This window comes from Flavobacterium sp., from assembly GCF_044361015.1.
Classification (GTDB): Bacteria; Bacteroidota; Bacteroidia; order Flavobacteriales; family Flavobacteriaceae; genus Flavobacterium.
In genome coordinates this window covers 1-23,353 of the sequence record NZ_JBIKJL010000041.1, presented here as the reverse complement: position 1 = coordinate 23,353, position 23,353 = coordinate 1, and the positions used below count along the sequence as shown (strand labels likewise).

The 23,353-nt window shown below is 35.1% G+C and carries 17 protein-coding genes; 10 read left to right on the top strand and 7 right to left on the bottom strand.

Annotated features, from left to right (window positions below; translation table 11 throughout):
- A partial coding sequence (locus tag ACIQ2Z_RS09970) for a hypothetical protein (protein ID WP_396183995.1) occupies positions 1-768 on the bottom strand: 768 nt, incomplete at its 3' end.
- 228 nt (positions 769-996) lie between these two features.
- Here ACIQ2Z_RS09970 and ACIQ2Z_RS09965 point away from each other — a divergent pair.
- The 3 genes from ACIQ2Z_RS09965 (at position 997) to ACIQ2Z_RS09955 (ending at position 5,530) form a co-directional block, all read left to right on the top strand.
- Positions 997-2,715 (top strand): histidine kinase, encoded by a 1,719-nt coding sequence (locus ACIQ2Z_RS09965; protein ID WP_396183994.1) that lies wholly within the window; start codon positions 997-999, stop codon positions 2,713-2,715.
- A complete protein-coding gene (locus ACIQ2Z_RS09960; protein WP_396183993.1) occupies positions 2,712-3,467 on the top strand; it encodes a LytR/AlgR family response regulator transcription factor in 756 nt (251 codons plus the stop codon). The genes ACIQ2Z_RS09965 and ACIQ2Z_RS09960 overlap by 4 nt, the downstream gene beginning before the upstream one ends.
- A gap of 128 nt (positions 3,468-3,595) precedes the next feature.
- Positions 3,596-5,530 (top strand): ATP-binding protein, encoded by a 1,935-nt coding sequence (locus ACIQ2Z_RS09955; protein WP_396183992.1) that lies wholly within the window; start codon positions 3,596-3,598, stop codon positions 5,528-5,530.
- 87 nt (positions 5,531-5,617) lie between these two features.
- On the opposite strand, the gene ACIQ2Z_RS09950 is transcribed toward ACIQ2Z_RS09955, so the two are convergent.
- Genes ACIQ2Z_RS09950 through panC form a run of 6 tightly spaced genes read right to left on the bottom strand, consistent with a single transcriptional unit; the run spans position 5,618 to position 12,358 of the window.
- Positions 5,618-7,576, bottom strand: a complete 1,959-nt coding sequence (locus tag ACIQ2Z_RS09950; RefSeq protein ID WP_396183991.1) for a transglycosylase domain-containing protein — start codon at positions 7,574-7,576, stop codon at positions 5,618-5,620.
- Positions 7,577-7,605: 29 nt separating this feature from the next.
- The gene (gene radA, locus ACIQ2Z_RS09945; RefSeq protein ID WP_396183990.1) at positions 7,606-8,967 is read right to left on the bottom strand and encodes a DNA repair protein RadA; all 1,362 of its coding nucleotides are present in this window, start codon (positions 8,965-8,967) and stop codon (positions 7,606-7,608) included.
- Positions 8,968-8,969: 2 nt separating this feature from the next.
- On the bottom strand, positions 8,970-10,118 hold the full coding sequence (locus ACIQ2Z_RS09940; protein ID WP_396183989.1) for an alpha/beta hydrolase: 1,149 nt from the start codon (positions 10,116-10,118) through the stop codon (positions 8,970-8,972).
- Between the two features lie 60 nt (positions 10,119-10,178).
- On the bottom strand, positions 10,179-11,141 hold the full coding sequence (locus ACIQ2Z_RS09935; protein WP_396183988.1) for a YbhN family protein: 963 nt from the start codon (positions 11,139-11,141) through the stop codon (positions 10,179-10,181).
- Positions 11,142-11,145: 4 nt separating this feature from the next.
- A complete protein-coding gene (panD, locus tag ACIQ2Z_RS09930) occupies positions 11,146-11,496 on the bottom strand; it encodes an aspartate 1-decarboxylase (protein WP_396183987.1) in 351 nt (116 codons plus the stop codon).
- A 13-nt stretch (positions 11,497-11,509) separates the two neighbouring features.
- Positions 11,510-12,358 carry a pantoate--beta-alanine ligase gene (gene panC, locus ACIQ2Z_RS09925; RefSeq protein ID WP_396183986.1) on the bottom strand — a complete coding sequence of 283 codons (849 nt, stop codon included), beginning with the start codon at positions 12,356-12,358 and terminating at the stop codon, positions 11,510-11,512.
- Positions 12,359-12,466: 108 nt separating this feature from the next.
- Between panC and ACIQ2Z_RS09920 the strand changes: the two genes are divergently transcribed.
- The 7 genes from ACIQ2Z_RS09920 to ACIQ2Z_RS09890 all read left to right on the top strand — a co-directional run.
- Positions 12,467-13,273 carry a glycogen/starch synthase gene (locus tag ACIQ2Z_RS09920; protein ID WP_396183985.1) on the top strand — a complete coding sequence of 269 codons (807 nt, stop codon included), beginning with the start codon at positions 12,467-12,469 and terminating at the stop codon, positions 13,271-13,273.
- Positions 13,274-13,287: 14 nt separating this feature from the next.
- Complete coding sequence (locus ACIQ2Z_RS09915) at positions 13,288-14,931, top strand: DUF4270 domain-containing protein (protein WP_396183984.1); 1,644 nt, start codon at positions 13,288-13,290, stop codon at positions 14,929-14,931.
- Between the two features lie 11 nt (positions 14,932-14,942).
- Positions 14,943-16,793, top strand: coding sequence for a glutamine--fructose-6-phosphate transaminase (isomerizing) (gene glmS, locus ACIQ2Z_RS09910; RefSeq protein ID WP_396183983.1), 1,851 nt, complete (start codon positions 14,943-14,945; stop codon positions 16,791-16,793).
- A 109-nt stretch (positions 16,794-16,902) separates the two neighbouring features.
- A complete protein-coding gene (locus tag ACIQ2Z_RS09905; protein ID WP_396183982.1) occupies positions 16,903-19,782 on the top strand; it encodes a TonB-dependent receptor domain-containing protein in 2,880 nt (959 codons plus the stop codon).
- A 24-nt stretch (positions 19,783-19,806) separates the two neighbouring features.
- Positions 19,807-21,294: a G-D-S-L family lipolytic protein gene (locus tag ACIQ2Z_RS09900; protein ID WP_396183981.1), complete on the top strand. Its 1,488-nt coding sequence runs from the start codon at positions 19,807-19,809 to the stop codon at positions 21,292-21,294.
- Between the two features lie 225 nt (positions 21,295-21,519).
- Complete coding sequence (gene atpD, locus ACIQ2Z_RS09895; RefSeq protein ID WP_396183980.1) at positions 21,520-23,031, top strand: F0F1 ATP synthase subunit beta; 1,512 nt, start codon at positions 21,520-21,522, stop codon at positions 23,029-23,031.
- Positions 23,032-23,099: 68 nt separating this feature from the next.
- Positions 23,100-23,353 (top strand): F0F1 ATP synthase subunit epsilon (locus tag ACIQ2Z_RS09890; protein ID WP_396183979.1); only part of this gene is annotated, 254 nt, incomplete at its 3' end.

The following is a 23,353-nucleotide window of genomic DNA, read 5'->3' as shown; positions in this document are numbered from 1 at the left end:
ATCGACTTTGATACCGTCATTTTTGGCTGCCATTTCTAAACTTGAATTCGCAAAAGAAGATTGTAAAACACCTGCCCAACCGGAACCGCCCACTTTGCCGGAACCATCCATTGATTTTTCAATTTTATCTACACAAACCTGAATGGCGTTTTTAACTCGCTCTTTCATGGCTTCATTTTTCAATGTGGGAAGCAATTGGTTAAAAAATTGAAGGGTCAGAATCGCATCGATGTGTTGACCCAATTTCCCTTGAATTTGTGTACCTCTGATGGAAGTGATGAATTCGCTATTCGAATTTTTATCAATTTCACTTAAAAGAAATAGTACTGCTTTTTCTAAGGTCTCTTTATTTTTTCCCGATTCCATAGTATAACCGCATCGGTACAATGCCATTGCAGACATGGCGGTTGTTGCAGGATCGGAGGATACTGCATGCGGATTTCTTTCTTTTTGTTTGCTTTGCGAACCGGCACCCCAACCACCGTCGGTATTTTGTGCTTCTACCAACCACAATTCGCCTTTTGAGATGGTTGCTTGAAATTTCTCTGCTGTTTTGACGGTAGCATATCCTTCGGACGGTTGTTCGCCCATTAGCGTCATAAATACACAAGGTAACTCTTCTTCTTCAGCGATTTCAGTTTCCTGAATGGCAAGTTCTTTTGAAGGAGTAGCCATTTTTGGTTCGGTTTTTGGATTGGTATTCCAAACATAAATTAACGGGATGCAACTTGTTAGAGCTGACAATCCCCAAATGATTTTTGCTTTCATAATTGATGGTTTTTTTTGATTTTCTGATAAAATTAGAAGGTTTCGTCATTCGTTTTTTCCAGACTTGGTGAAACCCGTTTTTGACTTGGTGAAACTGTTTTTTAAAGCCAATTTTATTTTCGTACTTTACACTATTATATTTTGCCTATGTATTTTCGACTGAAAATTTTATTATTTGCTTTGCTTTTCCCGTTGGTTGTTGTGGCTCAGGACACAACGAAGACGAAGATGAGCAAAACATCCGTGAGCAAGAAAGCCATTGAACTGAAAGAAACCTTGTCAGAAAGTAATCCTATTGCAACCGCCGACAAGTATGTAGAACTGGCCAATGAATTGGATAAAAAAGAGGAGTATGTTAAAGCCGAAGATTATTTAAAAAGAGCTTTAACTCTTTATCAAAAGCAAAAAGACAAAGATAAAATAGCTTCCACTAAACGTCAACTTGCTCAAGTTCAAGAGAAGCAAAAAAAGTTTAACCAAGCTATTTTAAATTATGAATCGGCTAGTGAAGAAGCGGTTGATGCAGGTTTTTCAAAAGTCAATTCCAATGATGCGAGCCGTTTAAAAAATGCGAGTCCGAAAATGCAAGCAGACTATTTGGATTCCAACATTAAAATTTTAGAAAAGGAAGGAAAAATGGAAGATGCCGCCGAAGTCTATAAACAAAAAGCGGAGGTAGATTTAAAAGCCGATAATAAGGAAATGGCGATTGAAAGTTATGAAAAGGCCATTGCAGTATCGAAAGACAAACCGGAAGAAGTGTTAAAGTTGAAAAGTGAAATTTCGAAAGTTTATGAATCGGAAAACAACTTAGATAAAGCCATTGAAATTACTAAAAACACCATTGCTGATGCGGAGAAATTAGGTAGTGTTTCGCAACAAATTGAGCAGCAACAGTCGTTAGCCACTTTGTATTTTAAAAATGAAAATCAAGACGATGCGATTGTTTTACTGGAAGAAACCTATGATTTAGCGTTGAAAAACGGACGCACTTTTGATGCGAAGAAAGCCATGTTGGCTCTTTCGGATTATTACAGAAAACAAGGCAATCAAACAAAAGCGATTGAATTGTACGACAAATTTCTAAACGATTTTGATCGAATGGTGCAAGCAGACAGTACATTAGTAGATTCGAAAATCTTTCAGGTAACGGAAGAAAAAATCAAGCAATTGGAAAAGGAACGGGCGTTGAAAGATGAATTGATAACGAAGAAAAATAAATTCAATTATGTATTGATTGGTTCCGTGATTTTGATGTTGATTTTGTTGGGATTGATTGCAAAAGCGTTATTTTCCATCAAAACCAAGAACAAAAAAATTGCGTTGCAATCGCTCAGACGGGAAATGAATCCCCATTTCATTTTTAATAGTTTGAATAGTGTGAACCAATTTATTGCTCAAAATAACGAGTTGGAAGCCAATAAATATTTGACTTCGTATTCCAATTTGATGCGAAATATGATGGAAACCTCGAACAAAGATTTTATTTCGTTATCCAATGAACTAGAGCAAATTAAAAAGTATTTGGATTTGGAACATTTGCGTTTTCAGGACAAATTTGAGTATGAAATTGTGGTAGATGAAAAGTTAGATTCCGATGCGATTCTAGTCCCAAATATGTTGATTCAACCGCATTTGGAAAACGCTATTTGGCACGGATTGCGTTACCGGGAAACCAAAGGAACTTTGAAAGTCACCTTTGCAGAAGAAAATCAATTAATTAAAGTCTCGATTGAAGACGACGGCATTGGCGTTGAAAAAAGCAAGGAACTGAAAACACAAAACCAAAAAGTCCACGAATCCAGAGGATTGAACAATGTAGAAGAACGGATTAAGTTGTTGAACGATTTGTATCACCAGCAGATTTCCTATACCATTTCGACGGGAACAGACGGAAACGGCACGTTGGTCACACTTTATTTTTCTAAAACCACCAAACTCACATGAACGATTTTCAAAAAATAAAAAGTGTCATTGTCGAAGACGAGTCGGCTGCTCGCGAAGCGTTGAAAAATTATTTGGCAAAATATTGTCCGCAAATCGAGATCATTGGCGAAGCACAAAACAGCCGGGAAGCGATTCCGTTGTTGCATGAATTACAACCACAACTCGTTTTTTTGGATGTAGAAATGCCTTTTGGCAATGCATTTGACGTGTTAGAAGGTTGTAAGGATTTGCATTTTGAAACGATTTTTGTCACGGCTTTTTCGGAATATTCGTTGAAAGCGTTGAATCAAAGTGCCGCTTATTATTTGTTGAAACCCATCAGCATTGAAGAGTTGATTTTGGCGGTAAACAAAGTACAACAACAATTGATGAAGCAGGAACTGTTTAACCGAAATCAGATTATCGTACAAAATTTCCGCGAACCAAAAATCGAGAAGCAACAGGTTATTTTACCCACGATAGAAGGTTTTGAAGTGGTAAAAATGGAAGATATTGTTCGTTTGCGTGGCAATGGCAACTTTACCGATATTCATCTAGCTGATGGTTCCAAAAAAATGGTCTGTCGTTTTTTGAAACACTTTGATGAAATGCTTGATTTTCCGTTTATGCGGGTACATAAGTCGCACATTATTAATTTGAATTTTGTGAAAGCGTATCACAAAGGAACGGGAGGTTATGTCACTTTGTTTGATTTGGCTGAGGTTGAAATTTCACCGAATTATAAAGAAGAGTTTTTGAAGAGGTTTAGGTGAGGTAGTTTATTAATAACAATTAGATATTGAAATTTATTTTATTCTAATATTTGTAATTATCCTTATTCAATTCGTTTACTTTATTATTTCCCTAATTTGTTATTTTTACATTTATTAAAATTTGAATTATGAAAACTGCGATAGAACTTTTCGAACAATTAAATGCTTTAGATGAAACACCTTGGATTGAAGCAAAGTTGAGTAGTGAAGTTGGAAAATCCTTAATGGAAACTATAAATTCGTTTAGTAATGAACCAGGGTTAATTGAAGGTTATATTTTGATTGGTGTAACAAGAATGCAAGAATCGCTTTTCCCAGAGTATCAAATAGTAGGAGTTGAAAATCCAGATAAGATACAACAGGAGATTGCAACTCAATCAGCAACACTATTTAATATTCCTATTAGACCAAATATTTCTGTGGAACCTTTGCAAGGTAAAAGCGTTATTGTGGTACGTGTAAAAGAATTAGATTATTTACAAAAGCCGGCGTTCTTTAAAAAGCAAGGATTACCTTTTGGGGCATTTCGTAGAATTGGCTCTTCTGATTTACATTGTACGGAAGATGATATGCAAGTCTTTTACAATAACTTAGGAAAAAGTTATGATCAAACTGTTGTAGCCGGGACAAGTATAAAAGATATTGATTCTGTTGCACTATCAAGATACAGAAAGTTAAGAGAAAATGTTTTACCCACCGCTGAAGAATTATCATATTCTGATGAAGAATTATTGATAGCACTCGGATGTTTAAATACCGATAAAGGAGAGCTAAACTTAGCGGGATTATTGTTGTTTGGAACCCCATCTGCACAAAGGAGAACATTTCCAATGTTAAGAGTTGATTATATTAGAGTTCCAGGAAATGTTTGGGTTCAAGATCCAGAATCGAGATTTAATTCGATTGATATGAGGGGGCCTTTATTAGTTAATGTTTATAAATTGATTGATGCAATAAATTCTGATTTACCCAAAGGGTTCCTAATGGATAAAGATCAAGTACAAGCCCAAACTACAGGTCTTCCAATATTAGCACTTAGAGAAGCGATTGTAAATGCATTAATGCATCGTTCTTATCGTGAACATAAACCTACGCAAATAATTCGTTATGATAATAGAATAGAAATTATTAACCCTGGATTTTCTTTAAAATCTGAAGACAAACTCGGCTCTCCAGGTTCTGAAACCCGAAATTCTTTTATTGCTGCAGTATTTCATGAGACTAACTTAGCAGAAACAAAAGGGTCTGGGATTAGAGCAATGAGGCGATTAATGATTGATGCAAAATTAGCTCCTCCTACTTTTGAGTCTAGTAGGGAAGATAATGAATTTACAACTAGACTACTATTACATCATTTTCTTGATAAAAAGGATTTAATTTGGTTAAAAAGATTTGAAACGTATAATTTGAATGATTCTCAAAAGCAAGCATTAATTTTTGTTAGGGAAGTTGGTGCTATTGATAATCTTACTTACAGACAAATGGCTGACTGTGATGCAATAAGAGCAACTACAGATTTAAGAGCACTAAGAAAATCAAATTTGTTAGTATTATTTGGAAAGGGAAAAGGTACTTACTATAAAGCTGGTGATTTATTAAATGAGACATATATTGAAAATGATTTTCTTAGGACTAATTCTAATTATAGTACAGAACCTAGTACAGAACCTAAAAACGTTAGTACAGAACATAAATCTCCAAGTACAGAAGTTGAAAACATCAATGTAGTTGATTATCAACAAATTCAAATATTAGATGAAGGTCTAAGTACAGAAGCTAGAGAATTTAATAAAAAGGAGTTAATAGAAGAATTGCCAATTAGACTGCAAGGTAAAATATACAAATTGAAGGAGAGAGAGTCAACTGAAATAATGGAAGAAATAATATTGGAAATTTGTAGCATTAGGCCATTTAAATTAGCTGAATTGGGTTGTATCTTAGGAAAAGGAGATAATTATTTAAGTAGAAAATATATGAAATCTTTGATAGAGAAAGATAAATTAAAGTTTTTACATTCAGATATGGTAAATCATCCAAGCCAAGCATATCAAAGTAAACAATAATTTACTTTATGAAAGATACTAAGAGAAATAAAAAGAAACTATTTATAAACAGAGATTGAGATTTCTATGAAAATTTTTAAATGGTTTTTAATCCAACACATCGATTTCAATCGAATCCAACGCCCTTGAATCCTGTTCAATTTTTAAACGCAAATACGAGCGAGAGCTTCCTTTAATTTGCACCGGGATGGCTGCGGTAATACTGTCTTGAGCTTCAATTAAACCGCGGTTCAACATGATGTTTTTGTACATTTTTTGTTTGCTAACGGCGTACGGTCTTTGATTGCCTTGGTCGTCAAAGAGCCACATGAATTTTTTGGGACTTGGAACAATGGAGGCTAAAAACAACGATTCATTTAGCGTTAAATCCATTGGTTTTTTCTCAAAATAAAACTGAGCAGATTCGCCGATTCCGTAGACATTTGGACCCCATTCAATCACGTTGAAATAGACTTCTAACATTCTGGATTTTGAAACCAATCGGTTGTTTTCCAGTAAATATACTAACAGGATTTCCTCCAACTTTCGGGAAAGAGTTTTTTCACGTGTCAGAAATACGTTTTTCACTAATTGCATACTAATCGTACTGGCACCGCGTGAAAACCTTTTGGTTTTAATATTCTTCGTAATGGATTGTTTAAAAGCTTCGGTACTAAATCCGGAGTGATTGTAAAATTGTGGGTCTTCAAAGGTCAATATTGCTTTTTGTATAAACGGAGAAATCTCTGTTAACGGAGTAAAATAGGGATTTCCGGCTCCAACCAAAACCGACCGCTGTCTGCGACCATTTTCAATGGCATTATAAACAAATTCGCCATTCAATTTTGACAAATCAGCTTCTCCGTATTTGATAATTTTCAAGTTTTCTTTATTCAATTTACTTTCAAAAACCAAAGCATCCGAATTGTTTTTATTAAATTCAAAGTCCAATTGATAATCAAAAGTGCCTTGAACTTGCATGCCTTCAAAATTAGAAAACAAACCTTTGGGCAATGAGTTGATAAAATCCTGTGCTTTCATTTTCGGAATGCCTACTTTCAAGGTGTAAACGGTGTCTTTTTCGGTAATGTATTTGGCAAACGGATGTACGCTTATTTGGTTCAATTTGGCAATTGAGGTACTGTCCACTGCTAAAAAATCACTTCCAATAACCAAGCGGTAATCGAATTCCGCTTTTTCAATGACCACATCTTTCGACGCAATTTTTGGGTGATTCACAGTTAGATCATCAATCGCTGCTTTTCCATCAATATGTAATTCACCTCCATCCATTTCCAGTTGATCCAAAGTAATGTGAATGTCGGAAAAAGTAGTAATCATACCTATTCGTTCATCGATATACGGCAAATGTATATTGGTTGAATCTGCGGAGGATAATTTTAAATCAGCTATTTTTTTTCGAGGATTCGCCATTCCGCTGACTTTCCAATTCTGACTGAATGTTTGGGTGGTGACATTGATTGCGGTTTGCAATTGGTGGTCATCCAAAGTTAATGTGTTTAAACGGAGGTTGACTTTTCGGCCCATGTCATCCACTTTCAGGGATAGATTGGAAAGATTCATTTCGGCGGGAACCAGATTGAATACTTTGGTCAGTAAACGATTCGCAGTTTCTGCATAATCTCTTTTGCCGGTTGTTTTCACTTCTTTTGGATTTCTTTTAAGGAACGCATCGAAGTTTCGACCTTTCTTATTTTTAACCAATCGAATATAGCCGTCATTCATTTCTAAATTATTCAATTGAATGTCGCCGGTTAGTAGTTGAAAAAAACTGTAATTGGTTTTGATTTTTTTTACGGACAAAAGCGTGTCGGCATTTTTTGGAAGTAACAAAATATCTTCCAATACAACTCCCGTGATTCCTTCAAAAGATGCTTTTTTAACGGAGAACTGACATTGGTATTCGGTAGCTAATTTCGTTTGAATTTTTGCAATGGCTTTTTGCAATAGACTATTACGGAAAACGAAAAGCAATCCAACAGCCAACACCAGAACCACGAGTGCAATTTTTAAAGCTAAAACTATTTTTTGTTTGGTGGCTCTCATTGGATGATGCGAAAAAGTAACTGTATTAATTATCCGAATAGTTGTTCGACAACATCCTCAATCTTCGCCACTAATTTAATGTCGATTAGTGTATTCTTTAAAGATATCTTATTGTATTTGGAAACAAAAATGGTAGAAAACCCCAATTTTTCAGCTTCTAAAATTCGTTGTTCTACGCGATTAATAGGGCGGATTTCACCGGCCAAACCTACTTCACCGGCAAAACAAAAGTTTTTACCTACCGGAATATCTTCGTTCGAGGATAAAATGGCGGCGACTACTGCTAAATCTATCGCAGGATCATCTACCGAAATTCCTCCCGTGACGTTTAAAAACACATCTTTTGCACCCAAACGGAATCCGGCTCTTTTTTCTAAAACAGCCAAAATCATGTTTAACCGTTTAGCATTGTAACCGGTAGTGCTTCGTTGTGGTGTTCCGTAAACCGCCGAACTTACCAACGCTTGGATTTCAATCATCAACGGACGCATGCCTTCTAGTGTAGAAGCAATGGCTGTTCCCGAAAGTTCTTCTTCTTTGTGGGAAATTAATATTTCGGAAGGATTGGCCACTTCGCGTAAACCGGAACCTTGCATTTCATAAATGCCAATTTCTGCTGTTGAGCCAAAGCGATTTTTGAGGGAACGCAAAATTCGATACACATGATTGCGGTCGCCTTCAAATTGCAAAACTGTATCCACCATGTGTTCCAAAATCTTTGGACCTGCGATGGTTCCGTCTTTGGTAATGTGTCCGATGAGTAAAACGGGAACATTGGTTTCTTTGGCAAATTTGATAAGTTCGGCAGTACATTCCCTAATTTGCGAAATACTTCCCGCCGTTGAATCAATGTAATCGGTATGCAAAGTTTGAATGGAATCAATAATCACAATCTCGGGCTCAATTTCCTGAATTTGCTTGAAGATGTTTTGCGTTTTGGTTTCGGTTAGAATGAAACAATTGTCGCCGTTGGGCGTGATTCGTTCGGCACGCATTTTTATTTGCTTCTGACTTTCTTCGCCCGAAACATATAAAGTTTTATACGGCAATTTTAAAGAAATTTGCAATAAAAGCGTACTCTTTCCAATACCGGGTTCGCCTCCTAAAAGCGTTAAAGAACCAGGGACTAATCCACCGCCTAACACTCTATTTAATTCGCCATCGGTTGTGTCTAAACGAATTTCCTGACTGGAATCAATGTCTTTTATTCTTAAAGGTTTTGGAGCTTTTTTAACTTCGGAAGAAGAGGGTTTCCAACTTGTTTTTTCTTCTTTTTGAATGACTTCTTCAACAATTGTATTCCATTGTTGGCAAGCATGACATTGACCTTGCCATTTGGCATATTGTGAACCGCAATTTTGACAAAAAAATGAAGTTTTGACCTTCGACATAATTATTGTTGCATTTGTTTCATTTCTTCTGATTTGTCATACATCATGTCTTTATTTAAATCACCAATCGGTTCTTTTTGAAAAGCACTTAAATATTTTTTTTGAGCCCTTTTATAGTCTTCTTTTTTTTCATACATCAAAGCCATATAATAATCGGCTAACATACTTTTCCCATAATATTTATCAGCTAATATGGAAAGCTCATCAAATTCGTTATAGACTTTGTTTTTTATAATTGCCGTTTCGATGGCCTTAAAATCATTTAATCGAATAGGCATTTTGATGTTTAACGACTTTTCTAGCACATCATATTTTGTTTTTAAATACTCTACATAGCCGTATTCTAATTTGACAATTTTTTCATTAAACTCAAAAGTAGTAATGGGTTGATAGACGGCAAAAAACTGGTACAAAGCATTTGGAATAGAGTGTAGGACTAAGGAATAATGGGAAGCTGCTATGAATTCATCAAATTTATAATTTAAGGTTGTGTTTTTAATTACTTTAGCTTTTTCATCTAATTCTTTTATTCGTTTCTGCATTTTTTTCACATCGCCATCAGCGGTAGAGAGATAGTAGTAAATTGGTTTAGTAATAAGTCCTAAACGTTCCGGAATTCGATTTTCCATATCTGTTGCTAAGTCAGGACTTAATGTTATGTAGGCGTCAAAAAGCGGATTGTCTTTGTATAAATAAAAATTTGTAAATCCGGCAGTAGTGTCGTGCCCGGCAATAATTTTAAAAGGAGCAATTCTGTAGGTTTTTTCAAGATAAGGCATTAGTTCGGTACCTATAAAATCAAAAAAATTGGCTCCCGTAGAATCAGGCAATCCGGTTTCTTCATCGAATTCACTATCGGCATAACGTTCTTCGGTTTTGTTTTGACAAATTCCCACTAAAATTACTTCCGGTAAATCATCCCAATAATTCCCAAATTTAAGGGCTCCTTGAAATGGATCAAACAGATATTCTGCATCTAAAACTAACAATATAGAGTAATTGCGGTTTGTTTCCTTTTCGTACGATGGGGGTAAACTTATGTAAATTTCACGGTCTGCACCTAATTTTTTTGACGTAAATGTTTCTATTGTTTTTTGAGAAAACAAAGGGATAGAAAACAATACAATAACAAGTGTTTGAATTAATTTCATATGGTATCTTTTTTGGAAATTTCTTGAAAAAACTTAATTTTTCGAAAGCAAGATAGTAAATTATTTGTCTTTGTTTAAAATGGGAAGTAATAAAAATGAAAGTGTTCCTAAAATCACCACCATTAGTGTTTGTGAAGTCCATACCAACCAACCAAAAGCAGTTCCAGAAGTTTCTGGAACGTTATAAAGTAAAAGAATTTCTGCCATTAAAAAGGGATAGGCTCCAAATCCCGAATTGGTTAAAGTAATGGCAAGTCCACCTACGATAAATGAAATAACCACTGTGCTTAAACTCAAGTTACTGGTTTCCGGCAAAGCAAAAATAGTAATGTAAAACATAAAAAAATAACTTGCCCAAATCAATAATGAATGAAATAGAAAAGCCCATTTTTTTTCCATTTTCCAGATGCTGTAAATACCATCCATTAAACCGGAAATTTTTTGTTTGATCGTTTGGATTATCCTAAAGTTAGAATAGCGAAACATCAAAATAATACCTATCATTATAAAAGTCCCTATTCCTAAAATCAACATTAATTTTTGAAAAGGAATTTTATCCAATACAAACGCTTTTAATACATCAAATTCTAAGAAAAAAGCCAATCCGATAAAAGATAATAAGAAAAAACTATCTACCACTCGTTCGGCAATGATGGTTCCGAAGGCTTTATCAAACGGGACATCTTCATATTTTTTGAGAATCAAGGCACGAGAAACTTCGCCCGAACGAGGAATAGACATATTGATGAAATAGCCAATGCAAACAGCCATTACATTTGTTGAATTTTTTGGTTTATAGCCCAAATGTTCCAATGAGTATTTCCATCGATATCCTCTTGACCATAATGCCAAAGCACTGATTAGTAAAGATATATATATGTAAAAATAATCAGCATTTTTAAATTGTTGTTTAATTTCTTCTACTTGTTCGGGAGTGAATTTGTTGTAAGTGTAAATTACCAAAGCCAATCCCAACAAAATTGGAAGAAGAATGGAAAGCGATTTGCCGATTTTCTGTTTCAATGGATTAGGTCAACGAATTATCTTTCTCGTTTGGAAAAACCAAAGAAGGCTTGAAGGTTTTAGCTTCTTCAAAATCTAAAATTCCATAAGCGATAATAATAATAATATCTCCTTTTTGAACTTTACGTGCGGCTGGACCGTTAAGGGTAATTTCGCCACTATTACGGTTTCCTTTGATGACATAGGTTTCTAATCGTTCACCATTATTAACGTTTACAATAGAAACTTTTTCGCCTTCCACAAGGTTAGAAGCATCCATAAGGGCTTCGTCGATAGTGATACTACCGATATAATTTAAATCTGCTCCAGTCACCTTTACGCGGTGAATTTTGGATTTTACAACTTGAATTTGCATGGTGCAAAGGTAATTAATTTAATGAAATGGTATCAATCAATCGAATGTTGTTCACAAAAACAGCGATAAATGCCCGGTATTTTTTATTTTTTGACTTGCGTAAACAAGACTTTAAGGTAATTTCATCAGCAATTTCAAAATATTCTAATTTTAGAATAGGATGATTTTCAAATGTTCTTGTTACAAATTTTGAAATTTCTTTAGCACTTTTCATGCCAAATAATTTTTTTGCCTTAGATAACGTTTTGAAAATTAAGGCTGATTCTTTTCTTTCAATCGGAGTTAATCGCTCGTTTCTGGAACTCATCGCTAGTCCGTTTGCTTCTCTGTGAATAGGACAGCCAATTACTTTTACGGGAATATTGTTTTTATGTACTAATTTTTTGACTATTTGTAATTGCTGAAAATCTTTTTTGCCAAAATAAGCATGGGTGGGTTTAATTATTTCAAACAATCTTTTAACAATGGTTCCTACGCCATCAAAATGGCCCGGTCGATGTTTGCCCTCCATTTGGTTTTCTAAGCCATCATACTGAAAAGATTGTGAAACAGTATTTCCGTGATAAATGTCTTCAACTGATGGAGCATAAATTAGAACTTTAGCATTCAAACAAGCTATTTTTTCCACATCTCTTTCCAGTGTTCTGGGGTATTTTGCCAAATCCTCCGGATTGTTAAATTGGGTTGGGTTAACAAAGATACTTACTACAGAAATTTCATTTTCTTTTAGTGATTGTGAAAGCAAAGACAAGTGACCTTCGTGCAAAGCACCCATAGTAGGAACAAATCCTATGGTCGTTTTTGTTACCCAAAATGGGGTTAAATGCTCGATAAGTAGGCTTTGTTTGTTGAAAATGAGCATGTATTTTTAATTAAATGAGTTGCAAAATTACTATTTTACTTAAATATCTGCGTAAATTTTTGTAATTTTGCGTGATTTTAAAATCTAAACGAAAAAGTTCAAAATAATATGGAGGATAAGAGGATATTGTATGTATCATCTGAAGTAGTACCTTATCTGGCTGAAAATGAAGTTTCCATTATGTCTTATGACGTTCCTAAAATGGTAAATGATCAAGGAGGACAAATAAGAATTTTTATGCCACGATACGGTAATATTAATGAAAGAAGACATCAATTACATGAAGTAATACGGTTGTCCGGGATGAATTTAGTTGTGAATGATTTAGATATGCCTCTAATAATAAAGGTAGCTTCCATTCCTAAAGAAAGAATTCAAGTCTATTTTATAGATAATGATGAATATTTTAAACGAAAGGCAACTTTTACGGATGAGGAAGGAAAATTATATGAAGATAATGACGAACGGGCAATTTTCTTTGCAAAAGGAGTTGTAGAAACAGTAAAAAAATTAAATTGGGTACCGGACATTATCCATGTTCATGGTTGGTTGGCTTCTTTATTGCCGGTTTATATGAAGCATTATTATAAAGATGAAGCACTTTTTTCTAACACAAAAATTGTAACTTCCGTTTATGCCCAATCGTTTGATGGAGCTTTAAACAGCGAACTTTTAAACAAAATAAAATTTGACGGTGTTCCGGAAGATTCCATTTCTGTTTTAAAAGAACCCAATTATGAAAATTTAATTAAAGTAGCTATTCATAATTCAGACGCTGTTATAGTAGCATCAGAGAACCTTTCTTCAAGTTTAACAGAATTTATAGAATCTTCAGAAAAACCTTTTTTATCTTTCTTCCCTAAAGAGGATTATGCTGAGCATTACCTTAATTTCTATAAAAATAAAGTTCTATAAATTTACATTTTAAAATGCAAACAAAAAAAATAATTCAATTTTCTTCCATTTTTGTCTTGAGTATATTCTTGTTTTCTTGTGATAAAGATTACAATACATTAGGAGCCGATATCATTGGAGACAATCATTATACATTTGGCACACCCGATACAGAGGCTACAGTGATTGCCTATAATGAAGATTTTGGCGTTGTTCAATCTAACAATTTAGTAGTTAATCCTCTTGGAATTTATAAAAATACTGCTTTAGGAAAACAAACAGCTCATTTTGCCACGCAAGTATTACTTTCAGAGCCTGTTCCAACCTTTACTATTATTGATGAGGACAGGGATCCTGAAATTCTGGACGTTACGCTATATGTTCCTTATTTTAGCACAAGAGGGACCACTACGGACGAAGTCACCACTTATACCTTAGATTCAGTTTACGGTACATCGAAAATTAAGTTGAGTATTTATGAAAACGGTTATTTGATGCGAGATTTTGATCCGGCTTCTAATTTTACTGCTGCTCAAAAATATTTTTCTGATCAAACAAATGATTTTGAAGTGAATAAAAGAGGTGCTGCTCCTGATGGAATATCTGTAGCTAATGGAGAGAGATTAAATAATGGAGAAAATGTTAAAGATAATGATGAGTTCTTTTTTGATGCAACACAAATTGCAGAAACAACCACAGATGAAGATGGCGAAGAAACAACCACAAGATCTGCTCCTGGTATCTACTTAAAATTAAACAAAGCGTTTTTTCAGAAAAAAATAATAGACGGTTATATTCAAGGCAAATTGGTTAATAACAATGTCTTTAGGGATTATTTCAGAGGATTGTATTTTAAAATAGAAGACTCTCCGGCTGAACCTAATGGTAGTAATAGTTTAGCGATGATTAATTTTAAAGCCGGTAAAATTACAATAAATTATGAAGAGGATAAAGCAGTTGATGGGCAGGAAGAACCAGATAGAGTGAAAAAATCAATGGTTTTGTCTTTAGCAGGAAATACAGTTAGTCTTTTAAATCAAGAACGGACTTCAAATTATCAAGCTGTTTTGGCGAATGCTTCTTCTGCTTTAGGCGATGAAAAGCTATACGTAAACGGAGGTGCCGGTTCAATGACCATTATTGATTTATTTGCTCGTGATGTTAGTGGAGAATCAGCGGAATTAGAAGAATATAGAGCTAAAGATTGGTTGATAAATGAAGCTAGTCTTACTTTTCGAATAGATAGAGACCTAATGGGAAATAATCAAGAACCATATCGGGTTTACTTATATGATTTAAATAATAATAGGCCTATTATAGACTACTATGGAGATCAAACGGTTAGTGCAACTAAACCTAAATTTGGTAAACGTATTCATAGCGGTATAATTGTAAAAGAAGATGGCAAAGGAACTTATTATAAAATCCGTTTAACGAATCATATTTCGAGATTGTTTAAAAACCCAGATTCTACCAATGTAAGGCTAGGACTTGTTGTAACGGAATCCATCGCGATTGTTGATAACTATGAAACAAAAAATCAAACAGCTTCAGGTTTGAAAAAAGTTCCCTTAGCTTCTGTATTAAATCCTTTAGGCACAGTGTTGTATGGTAGCAAATCTTCTGTACCTTTGGATAAAAGATTAAAATTAGAAATTTATTACACAAAACCTGATTAAATAATAAAAATATGTGTGGAATTGTTGGATATATTGGCAATAGAGACGCTTACTCAATTGTAATAAAAGGATTAAAACGATTAGAATATAGAGGTTACGATAGTGCCGGACTTATGCTTTATGATGGCAAAGACTTGAAAATATCAAAAAAAAAAGGTAAAGTAACTGATTTAGAAGAAGTTTCAACTAAAGATAATAATTTTTTTGGTTCTATTGGGATGGGTCATACCCGTTGGGCTACTCACGGAGTTCCAAATGATGTAAATTCGCATCCACATTTATCAAACTCAGGAAACATTGCTATTATTCACAATGGAATCATAGAAAATTATGAACCATTAAAAAAAGAATTAATCAAAAGAGGTTATGTTTTTCATTCCGATACTGATACGGAAGTATTAGTTAATTTAATTGAAGACGTTCAGAAAAAAGAAGGCTTGAAATTAGGAAAAGCGGTGCAAGTTGCTTTAAATCAAGTTGTCGGAGCCTATGCAATTGCAGTTTTTGACAAGAACAAACCGGACGAAATTGTCGTTGCCCGATTAGGAAGCCCATTAGCCATTGGTGTTGGTGAGGGAGAGTTTTTTGTAGCTTCAGATGCCTCGCCTTTTATTGAATATACTTCCAATGCGATTTACTTAGAAGATGAAGAAATGGCCATTGTGCGACTTCACAAACCTATCAAAGTTAGAAAAATTAAAGATGATACCTTAATTGATCCCTATGTTCAGGAATTAAAAATGAACCTTGAACAAATTGAAAAAGGAGGTTATGATCATTTTATGCTCAAAGAAATATATGAGCAACCAAATGTTATTAAAGATACTTACCGTGGAAGATTACTTTCTGATAAAGGAATAATCCAAATGGCGGGTGTGGAAGATAATTTGGAAAAATTCTTAAACGCAGAACGAATTATAATTGTAGCCTGTGGAACATCATGGCATGCCGGATTAGTCGCAGAATATGTAATAGAAGAATTTGCAAGGATTCCTGTAGAAGTTGAATATGCCTCTGAATTCCGTTATAGAAATCCAATAATTAATAAAAAAGATATCGTAATTGCTATTTCTCAATCCGGAGAAACAGCCGATACCTTAGCCGCTATTAAATTAGCTAAAGAAAATGGTGCTTTTGTTTTTGGTGTTTGTAATGTTGTTGGTTCTTCTATTTCAAGGGAAACCAATGCTGGCGCTTACACTCATGCAGGTCCTGAAATCGGGGTGGCTTCTACAAAAGCTTTTACAACACAAATAACAGTGTTGACCTTAATTGCATTGCGTTTGGCAAAAGCAAAAGGAACCATGAATAATTCTGACTATCACCGCTACCTTATGGAATTAGAAATGATTCCGGAAAAAGTTACCGAGGCATTAGAAGGAACAAATGAAATGACCAAAAAAATTGCTGAAATTTACAAGGACTCTCCTAACTGTTTGTATTTAGGTAGAGGGTATAATTTCCCTGTGGCATTAGAAGGAGCTTTAAAATTAAAAGAGATTTCTTATATTCATGCAGAAGGTTATCCTGCGGCTGAAATGAAGCATGGTCCAATCGCATTAATAGATGAATCCATGCCTGTTATCGTGATTGCTCCTAAAATGGGACATTATGATAAAGTAGTCAGTAATATCCAAGAAATTAAATCAAGAAGTGGTAAAATAATAGCCGTGGTAACTAAAGGAGACAAACAAGTTCGCGAATTAGCTGACCATGTTATAGAAATTCCGGAGACTTCAGACGCTTTATCACCGCTTTTAACCACAATTCCTCTACAATTACTTTCTTATCACATCGCTGTTTTAAGAGGGTGTAATGTTGACCAACCCAGAAACTTAGCAAAATCTGTAACTGTTGAGTAGGCAATAAAAGAACCATTATTTTATTAAAAGCGAGAATTTTTCTCGCTTTTTTTATTAATATCAAAATTATTTGTACTTTGCTCACGAAAACTAACAAAACTCTAACTTTATGAAAGTGTATTTATTTATTCTGACATTGTTTTTTTGCAGCATCACTTTTGCTCAAACTTCAATTTCAGGGAGCGTGGTTGATGAAAAAAATCAACCCATCCCAGGTGCCAGCATTAAAATTGTTGGCGAAGCGATAGGTGCGGTGACCGATTTTAACGGAAACTTTACCTTAACTACGCAAAAAAAACCTCCTTTTTTAGTAGAAGTCTCTTCTATTGGATTTTCATCTAAAACTGTTGAAATCAACGCAAACAATCAAAAAATCAGTGTTGTTTTGTCTGATGAAGAAACGCGTTTGGATGAAATTGTAGTATCGGCTTCCCGTGCACCTGAAAGGATTAGGGAATCACCTGTTACCATTGAAAGAATGAGTGTTAAAGAAATTAAAAAATCAGCTTCGGTGACTTTTTATGATGGTTTGGAGAATTTAAAAGAGGTTCAAATGAATACCAGTAGTATGTCTTTTAAATCGATCAATACCAGAGGTTTTGCTACCGTTGCGAATACTCGTTTTATGCAACTAGTGGATGGAATGGATAATTCTTCTCCCTTGTTGAATTTTGTATTAGGAAATTTAATTGGGGTTTCAGAAATTGATGTTCAAAGTGTTGAATTATTACCGGGTGCCTCTTCAGCTTTATATGGTGCAAATGCCTTTAACGGTATTTTATTTATGACAAGCAAAAGCCCTTTTACACATGAAGGCGTTTCTGCTTATGCAAAAGTTGGTCAAACCAGTCAAGAAGCTGCAGGAAATAATCTTTACTATGATTATGGAGTACGAGTAGCCAAAGCCTTTACGCCTCATTTTGCGGCCAAAGCTAATTTTACGTTCATGAACGGAACAGATTGGTATGCCACGGATTACAGAGACAAAGACCTAGTAAATAATGTTGGAATTGATAGAACTAACCCTAATTATAATGGTATAAACGTTTATGGAGATGTGGTTTCAACTAATATCAAAAGTGTAGCATCTGGATTATTAAATGCTGGTGCAATAACTCCGGCTCAATTTAGTGTTTTTAATGCTATTTTACCAAATCAAAATGTATCAAGAACAGGGTATAACGAAGTTGATATTACGGATAATAAAGTACAAAACGCTAAAATTGATTTCTCTTTCCATGTTAGACCATGGGCTACGTCCAGTGCAGAATGGGCAAAAGATATCGAGTTTATTTGGCAAAGTAAATTTGGCTTTGGTAACACGGTTTATCAAGGAGCAAACAGATATTATTTGAATGGATTTCAAATGTCACAACATAAATTTGAAGTAACCAGTAAAAACTTCTTCGTAAGAGGTTATGTTACTTCAGAAGATGGCGGGAATTCATATGATATGGAATTTACTGCCGTTAATATCAACAGAGTTTGGAAGCCTGATGCTACTTGGTTTGGTCAATATGCCGCTACTTATGTACAATCAACTTTAGGTGGAGCAACTCCTAGTCAAGCTCATGCATCGGCTAGAAATGTAGCTGATACAGGAAGATTTTTGCCTGGAACGCCAGAGTTTAAAGCTGCCTTTAATCAAGTTACAGCTGACCCGGATGTTTTAACCGGTTCTAAATTGGTGGATAACTCAAAAATATATCATTCTGATGCAAACTATAACTTTAGAGATATAATTAAAATTGCTGAAATTCAAATAGGTGGTTCTTACAGAAAATATGATTTGAATTCATTTGGTAGAATTTATACGGATACTCCTGAAAATGGTCCTATTGATTATGATGAGTATGGTGCTTACGTGCAACTTCAAAAGAAATTTTTACAGGATAAATTTAAATTTACCGGTTCTGTTCGTTACGATAAAAGTCAAAATTTTGAAGGGAATTATTCTCCAAGAGTATCTTTAGTTTTCTCTCCGGATGAACAAAAAAGACACAATTTCAGAGGGTCTTTTCAAACCGGTTTCAGAAATCCTTCTACACAAGATCAATATATTGGATTTAATGTTGGAAATGCAGTACTTATTGGTTCTGCTGCTGATAACTTAGACCGCTATAGTGAGATATTACCTGTATCAACTGCTACTGGACAAGCATTTGCAGGAGGTGAATCAGTTGTGATGACAGGACAAAATGCTTATTTTAATTCTTACACGGCAACATCAGTTCAACAATTCGCTGCGTTAGCAGGGTCAGACCCTATTGCGGCTTCTGCTTTGTTAAAAAGAACAAATGTAGATTTAGTAAAACCTGAAACTGTACAAGCCTTTGAATTGGGTTATAGAGGTCAATTTGAAAAATTCTCTTATGATTTGAACGGGTACTATAATATTTACAATGACTTTATTGGTAATTTAAATGTTGTTGCTCCTTTATATGGAACTGCTCAAGATGCTCCGGATCCTACTGCAGGACCAACAAACGCGGGAACACAATCGCTTCATGCCTTACAAACAGGAAACATTAGAGCTTATCAACTATACACCAATACGGATATTGAAATTAAATCATTAGGATTTGGCGCCGGTGTTTCTTATAAAATTTATAAGGATTTTGAGTTAGGGGCAAATTATAATTATGCTGAATTTGACTTTGATCAAGAAAAAGACCCAAGTTTTGAAGCCGGATTTAATACTCCAAAACACAGAGTGAAAGGATCTTTAAGCAACGATAAATTATTCCCTAATTTTGGATTTAATGTTAGTGCAAGATGGAATTCTGAATATTTATGGCAATCTACTTTTGTAGACGGTATGATTGAAGAAATGACTGTTGTAGATGCACAAATTAATTATGCAATTCCAAAATTAAAAACAATTGTAAAAGTGGGCGCAACTAACCTCGGTGGACAAGAGTACATTCAAGTTTTAGGGGCAGGAGCAATCGGACAACAATTTTTTGTTGGATTAACAATTAACCAATAATCAACGAATTTAAAATATATGAAAATGATAAAAAATAATAAATGGCTCTTATTGGTTGCATTAACCATTCTAGCTTGTAGCGATGATGAAACTATCGTTGTAAATAATACTTCAGACGGGTTGCCTTTAACTGCCGGTTCTGCCGATTTTTCAAAATTTGTTTCTTTAGGAAATTCCTTGACAGCCGGATATTGTGACAATGCCCTTTTTATTGAAGGCCAAGCCAATTCGTATCCTGCCATCTTAGCAGATCAATTTGCTTTAGTAGGTGGTGGAGAATTTAAAATTCCTTACACTAATGATAACACAGGAGGTTTGTTGTTAGGTGGAAACGTAATTGCCGGACCTAGACTTTATTTTAATGGTTCCGGTCCGGCTCCGGTAACGGGTATTCCAACAACAGAGGTTTCTTCTGTTTTAGCAGGACCATTTAATAATATGGGTGTTCCGGGAGCAAAAAGTTTTCATTTATTGGCCCCTGGTTATGGTAATGTTGCCGGTGTAGCCACTGGTCAAGCGAATCCTTATTTTGTTCGTTTTGCTACGTCTCCTTCTGCAACTATTTTGGCTGATGCTTCTGCTCAAGACCCAACCTTCTTCTCTTTATGGATTGGAAATAATGATGTGCTTGGATATGCCACTTCAGGAGGTTCCGGAACAAATCAAACAGGAAATTTTAACCCTGCTACGTATGGCCCTAATGATATCACAGACCCAAATGTATTTGCTAACGTTTATTCAACCTTAGTTGACGGATTGACTGCCAATGGAGCTAAAGGAGTAGTAGCAAATTTACCTTATGTAACTACAATTCCTTTTTTCACAACAGTACCTTACAATCCTGTACCTTTAGATGCAGCTACAGCTGGGTTGTTAAATTCCGGATTTGCACAATACAATAATGGCTTATTATTGGCACAATCGTTTGGTTTAATTACTGCAGATGAAGTAGCAAGAAGAACCATTTCTTTCTCTGCTTCAGCAACAAACCGAGTGGTGATGGTAGATAGTTATTTAACTAATTTATCTTCACTTGGTATTCCATCTTACAGACAAGCAACGGCGGAAGATTTAGTAGTTTTACCAGCAAGAACATTTATTGGAAGTGTAGTGGGTGGAAATCCAACTCAAATTAATGGTGTTTCTGTACCATTAGCTGATAATTGGGTTTTGTCAAAAGATGAAATTCAGGAAATAAAAACAGCTACTGATGCTTACAATGCAACCATTCAATCCATTGCTAGTGCTAAAGGGTTGGCTTTTGTAGATGCAAATGCCTTAATGACTCGCGTAGCGAATGGCGGTATTACAGCTGATAATTTTACTGTAACGTCAACCTATGTAACCGGAGGAGGTTTCTCTTTAGACGGTGTACATCCTAGTCCTAGAGGATATGCTCTGATTTCAAATGAATTCATAAAAGCAATTAATGCAACTTATGGTTCTAACTTTAAAGGAGTTAGTTTAGGAAGTTACAGAATATTATATCCTCAAAATCCGGATAATTTTTAATTTGCTATTCAAAAACTATATCAAAACCACCTTCGCAACAAGGTGGTTTTTTTATTTTGCTACACTATTTAAAAGCATTTCATCAGATTGCTTCGAATACTTCAAAAAATGATAAAAAAAACATCTTTTTGCTATTGATTTTATATTTATAAAAATTATCTTTGCACTCTGAAAAAAGATATGTTTTTCATAATCTTAAATAGCTATTAAATAAATACATAAGCAATGTCAAAAGTAATAGGAAAAGTTGCCCAAATTATCGGACCGGTTGTAGACGTAGTGTTTGACTCCAAAATTGCCGAATTACCTAAAATCTATGATTCATTAGAAATCAAAAGAAAAGATGGTGCTATCTTAGTGTTGGAAGTTCAATCACATATTGGTGAAGACACTGTGAGAACAATCTCTATGGACTCTACCGACGGATTAAGCCGTGGTACTGAAGTAGAAGCTACCGGTGCTCCAATCCAAATGCCTATCGGGCCAGATGTATATGGAAGACTTTTTAATGTAATTGGTGATGCCATTGATGGTTTAGGAAACTTGCCAAAAGCAGGAGCAAACGGAATGTCTATTCACAGACCGGCTCCAAGATTTGACCAATTATCAACTTCAACAGAAGTTTTATTTACCGGAATTAAAGTAATCGACCTTATTGAGCCGTATGCCAAAGGAGGTAAAATTGGATTATTTGGTGGTGCCGGTGTTGGTAAAACAGTATTGATTCAAGAATTGATTAATAATATCGCAAAAGGTCACGGTGGACTTTCCGTATTCGCAGGAGTTGGAGAAAGAACCCGTGAAGGAAACGATTTACTTCGTGAGATGTTAGAGTCAGGAATTATAAAATATGGAGAAGAATTCATGCACTCTATGGAAAATGGAGGATGGGATTTATCCAAAGTAGACAAACCGGGAATGAGAGAGTCTAAAGCTACTTTCGTATTCGGACAAATGAACGAACCACCAGGAGCTCGTGCTCGTGTAGCTTTATCCGGGCTTTCTATTGCCGAGTATTTCCGTGATGGAGCAGGTTCTGACCAAGGGAAAGATGTCTTGTTCTTTGTGGATAATATCTTCCGTTTCACCCAAGCAGGTTCTGAAGTTTCGGCTCTTTTAGGTCGTATGCCTTCTGCGGTAGGTTACCAACCAACATTGGCAACGGAGATGGGGGCCATGCAAGAGCGTATTACTTCAACCAACAAAGGTTCTATTACATCGGTACAAGCGGTTTACGTTCCTGCGGATGACTTAACTGACCCGGCACCGGCAACAACGTTTGCTCACTTAGATGCAACCACGGTATTGTCTCGTAAAATTGCTGAGTTAGGTATTTATCCTGCAGTGGATCCATTGGATTCTACGTCAAGAATTTTGACAGCTCAAATCTTAGGGGATGAGCATTATAATTGTGCTCAACGCGTGAAAGAAATTCTTCAAAAATACAAACAATTACAAGATATCATCGCGATTCTTGGTATGGAAGAATTATCTGAAGAAGATAAATTATCTGTGTCTCGTGCTCGTCGTGTACAACGTTTCTTGTCACAACCATTCCACGTAGCGGAACAATTTACAGGTATCCCAGGAGTTTTAGTTGATATTAAAGAAACCATCAAAGGATTTAATATGATTATGGATGGTGAATTAGATCATCTTCCTGAAGCCGCTTTCAACTTGAAAGGAACCATCGAAGATGCTATCGAAGCCGGACAAAAAATGTTAGCGGAAGCGTAAAACAATGGATAATTGACAATGGATAATTGTCAATTGTCAATTGTTAATCATCAATTATCAATTAAATTATGATTTTAGAAATAGTATCACCGGAAGCTACCTTATTCAAAGGCGAAATTACTTCAATTACCTTACCCGGAGTTGATGGTTCATTTCAGCTATTGAATAATCACGCCCCTATCGTTTCTATTTTAAAACAAGGAACAGTAAAAATTGCCGCTCCAAGTTTTAAAATCAGTAAAGACGTAGTAGGAAAATTTACCAAAGTAAATGACCAGAACTATACCCTTGAAATTGCTTCAGGAACACTGGAAATGAAAGA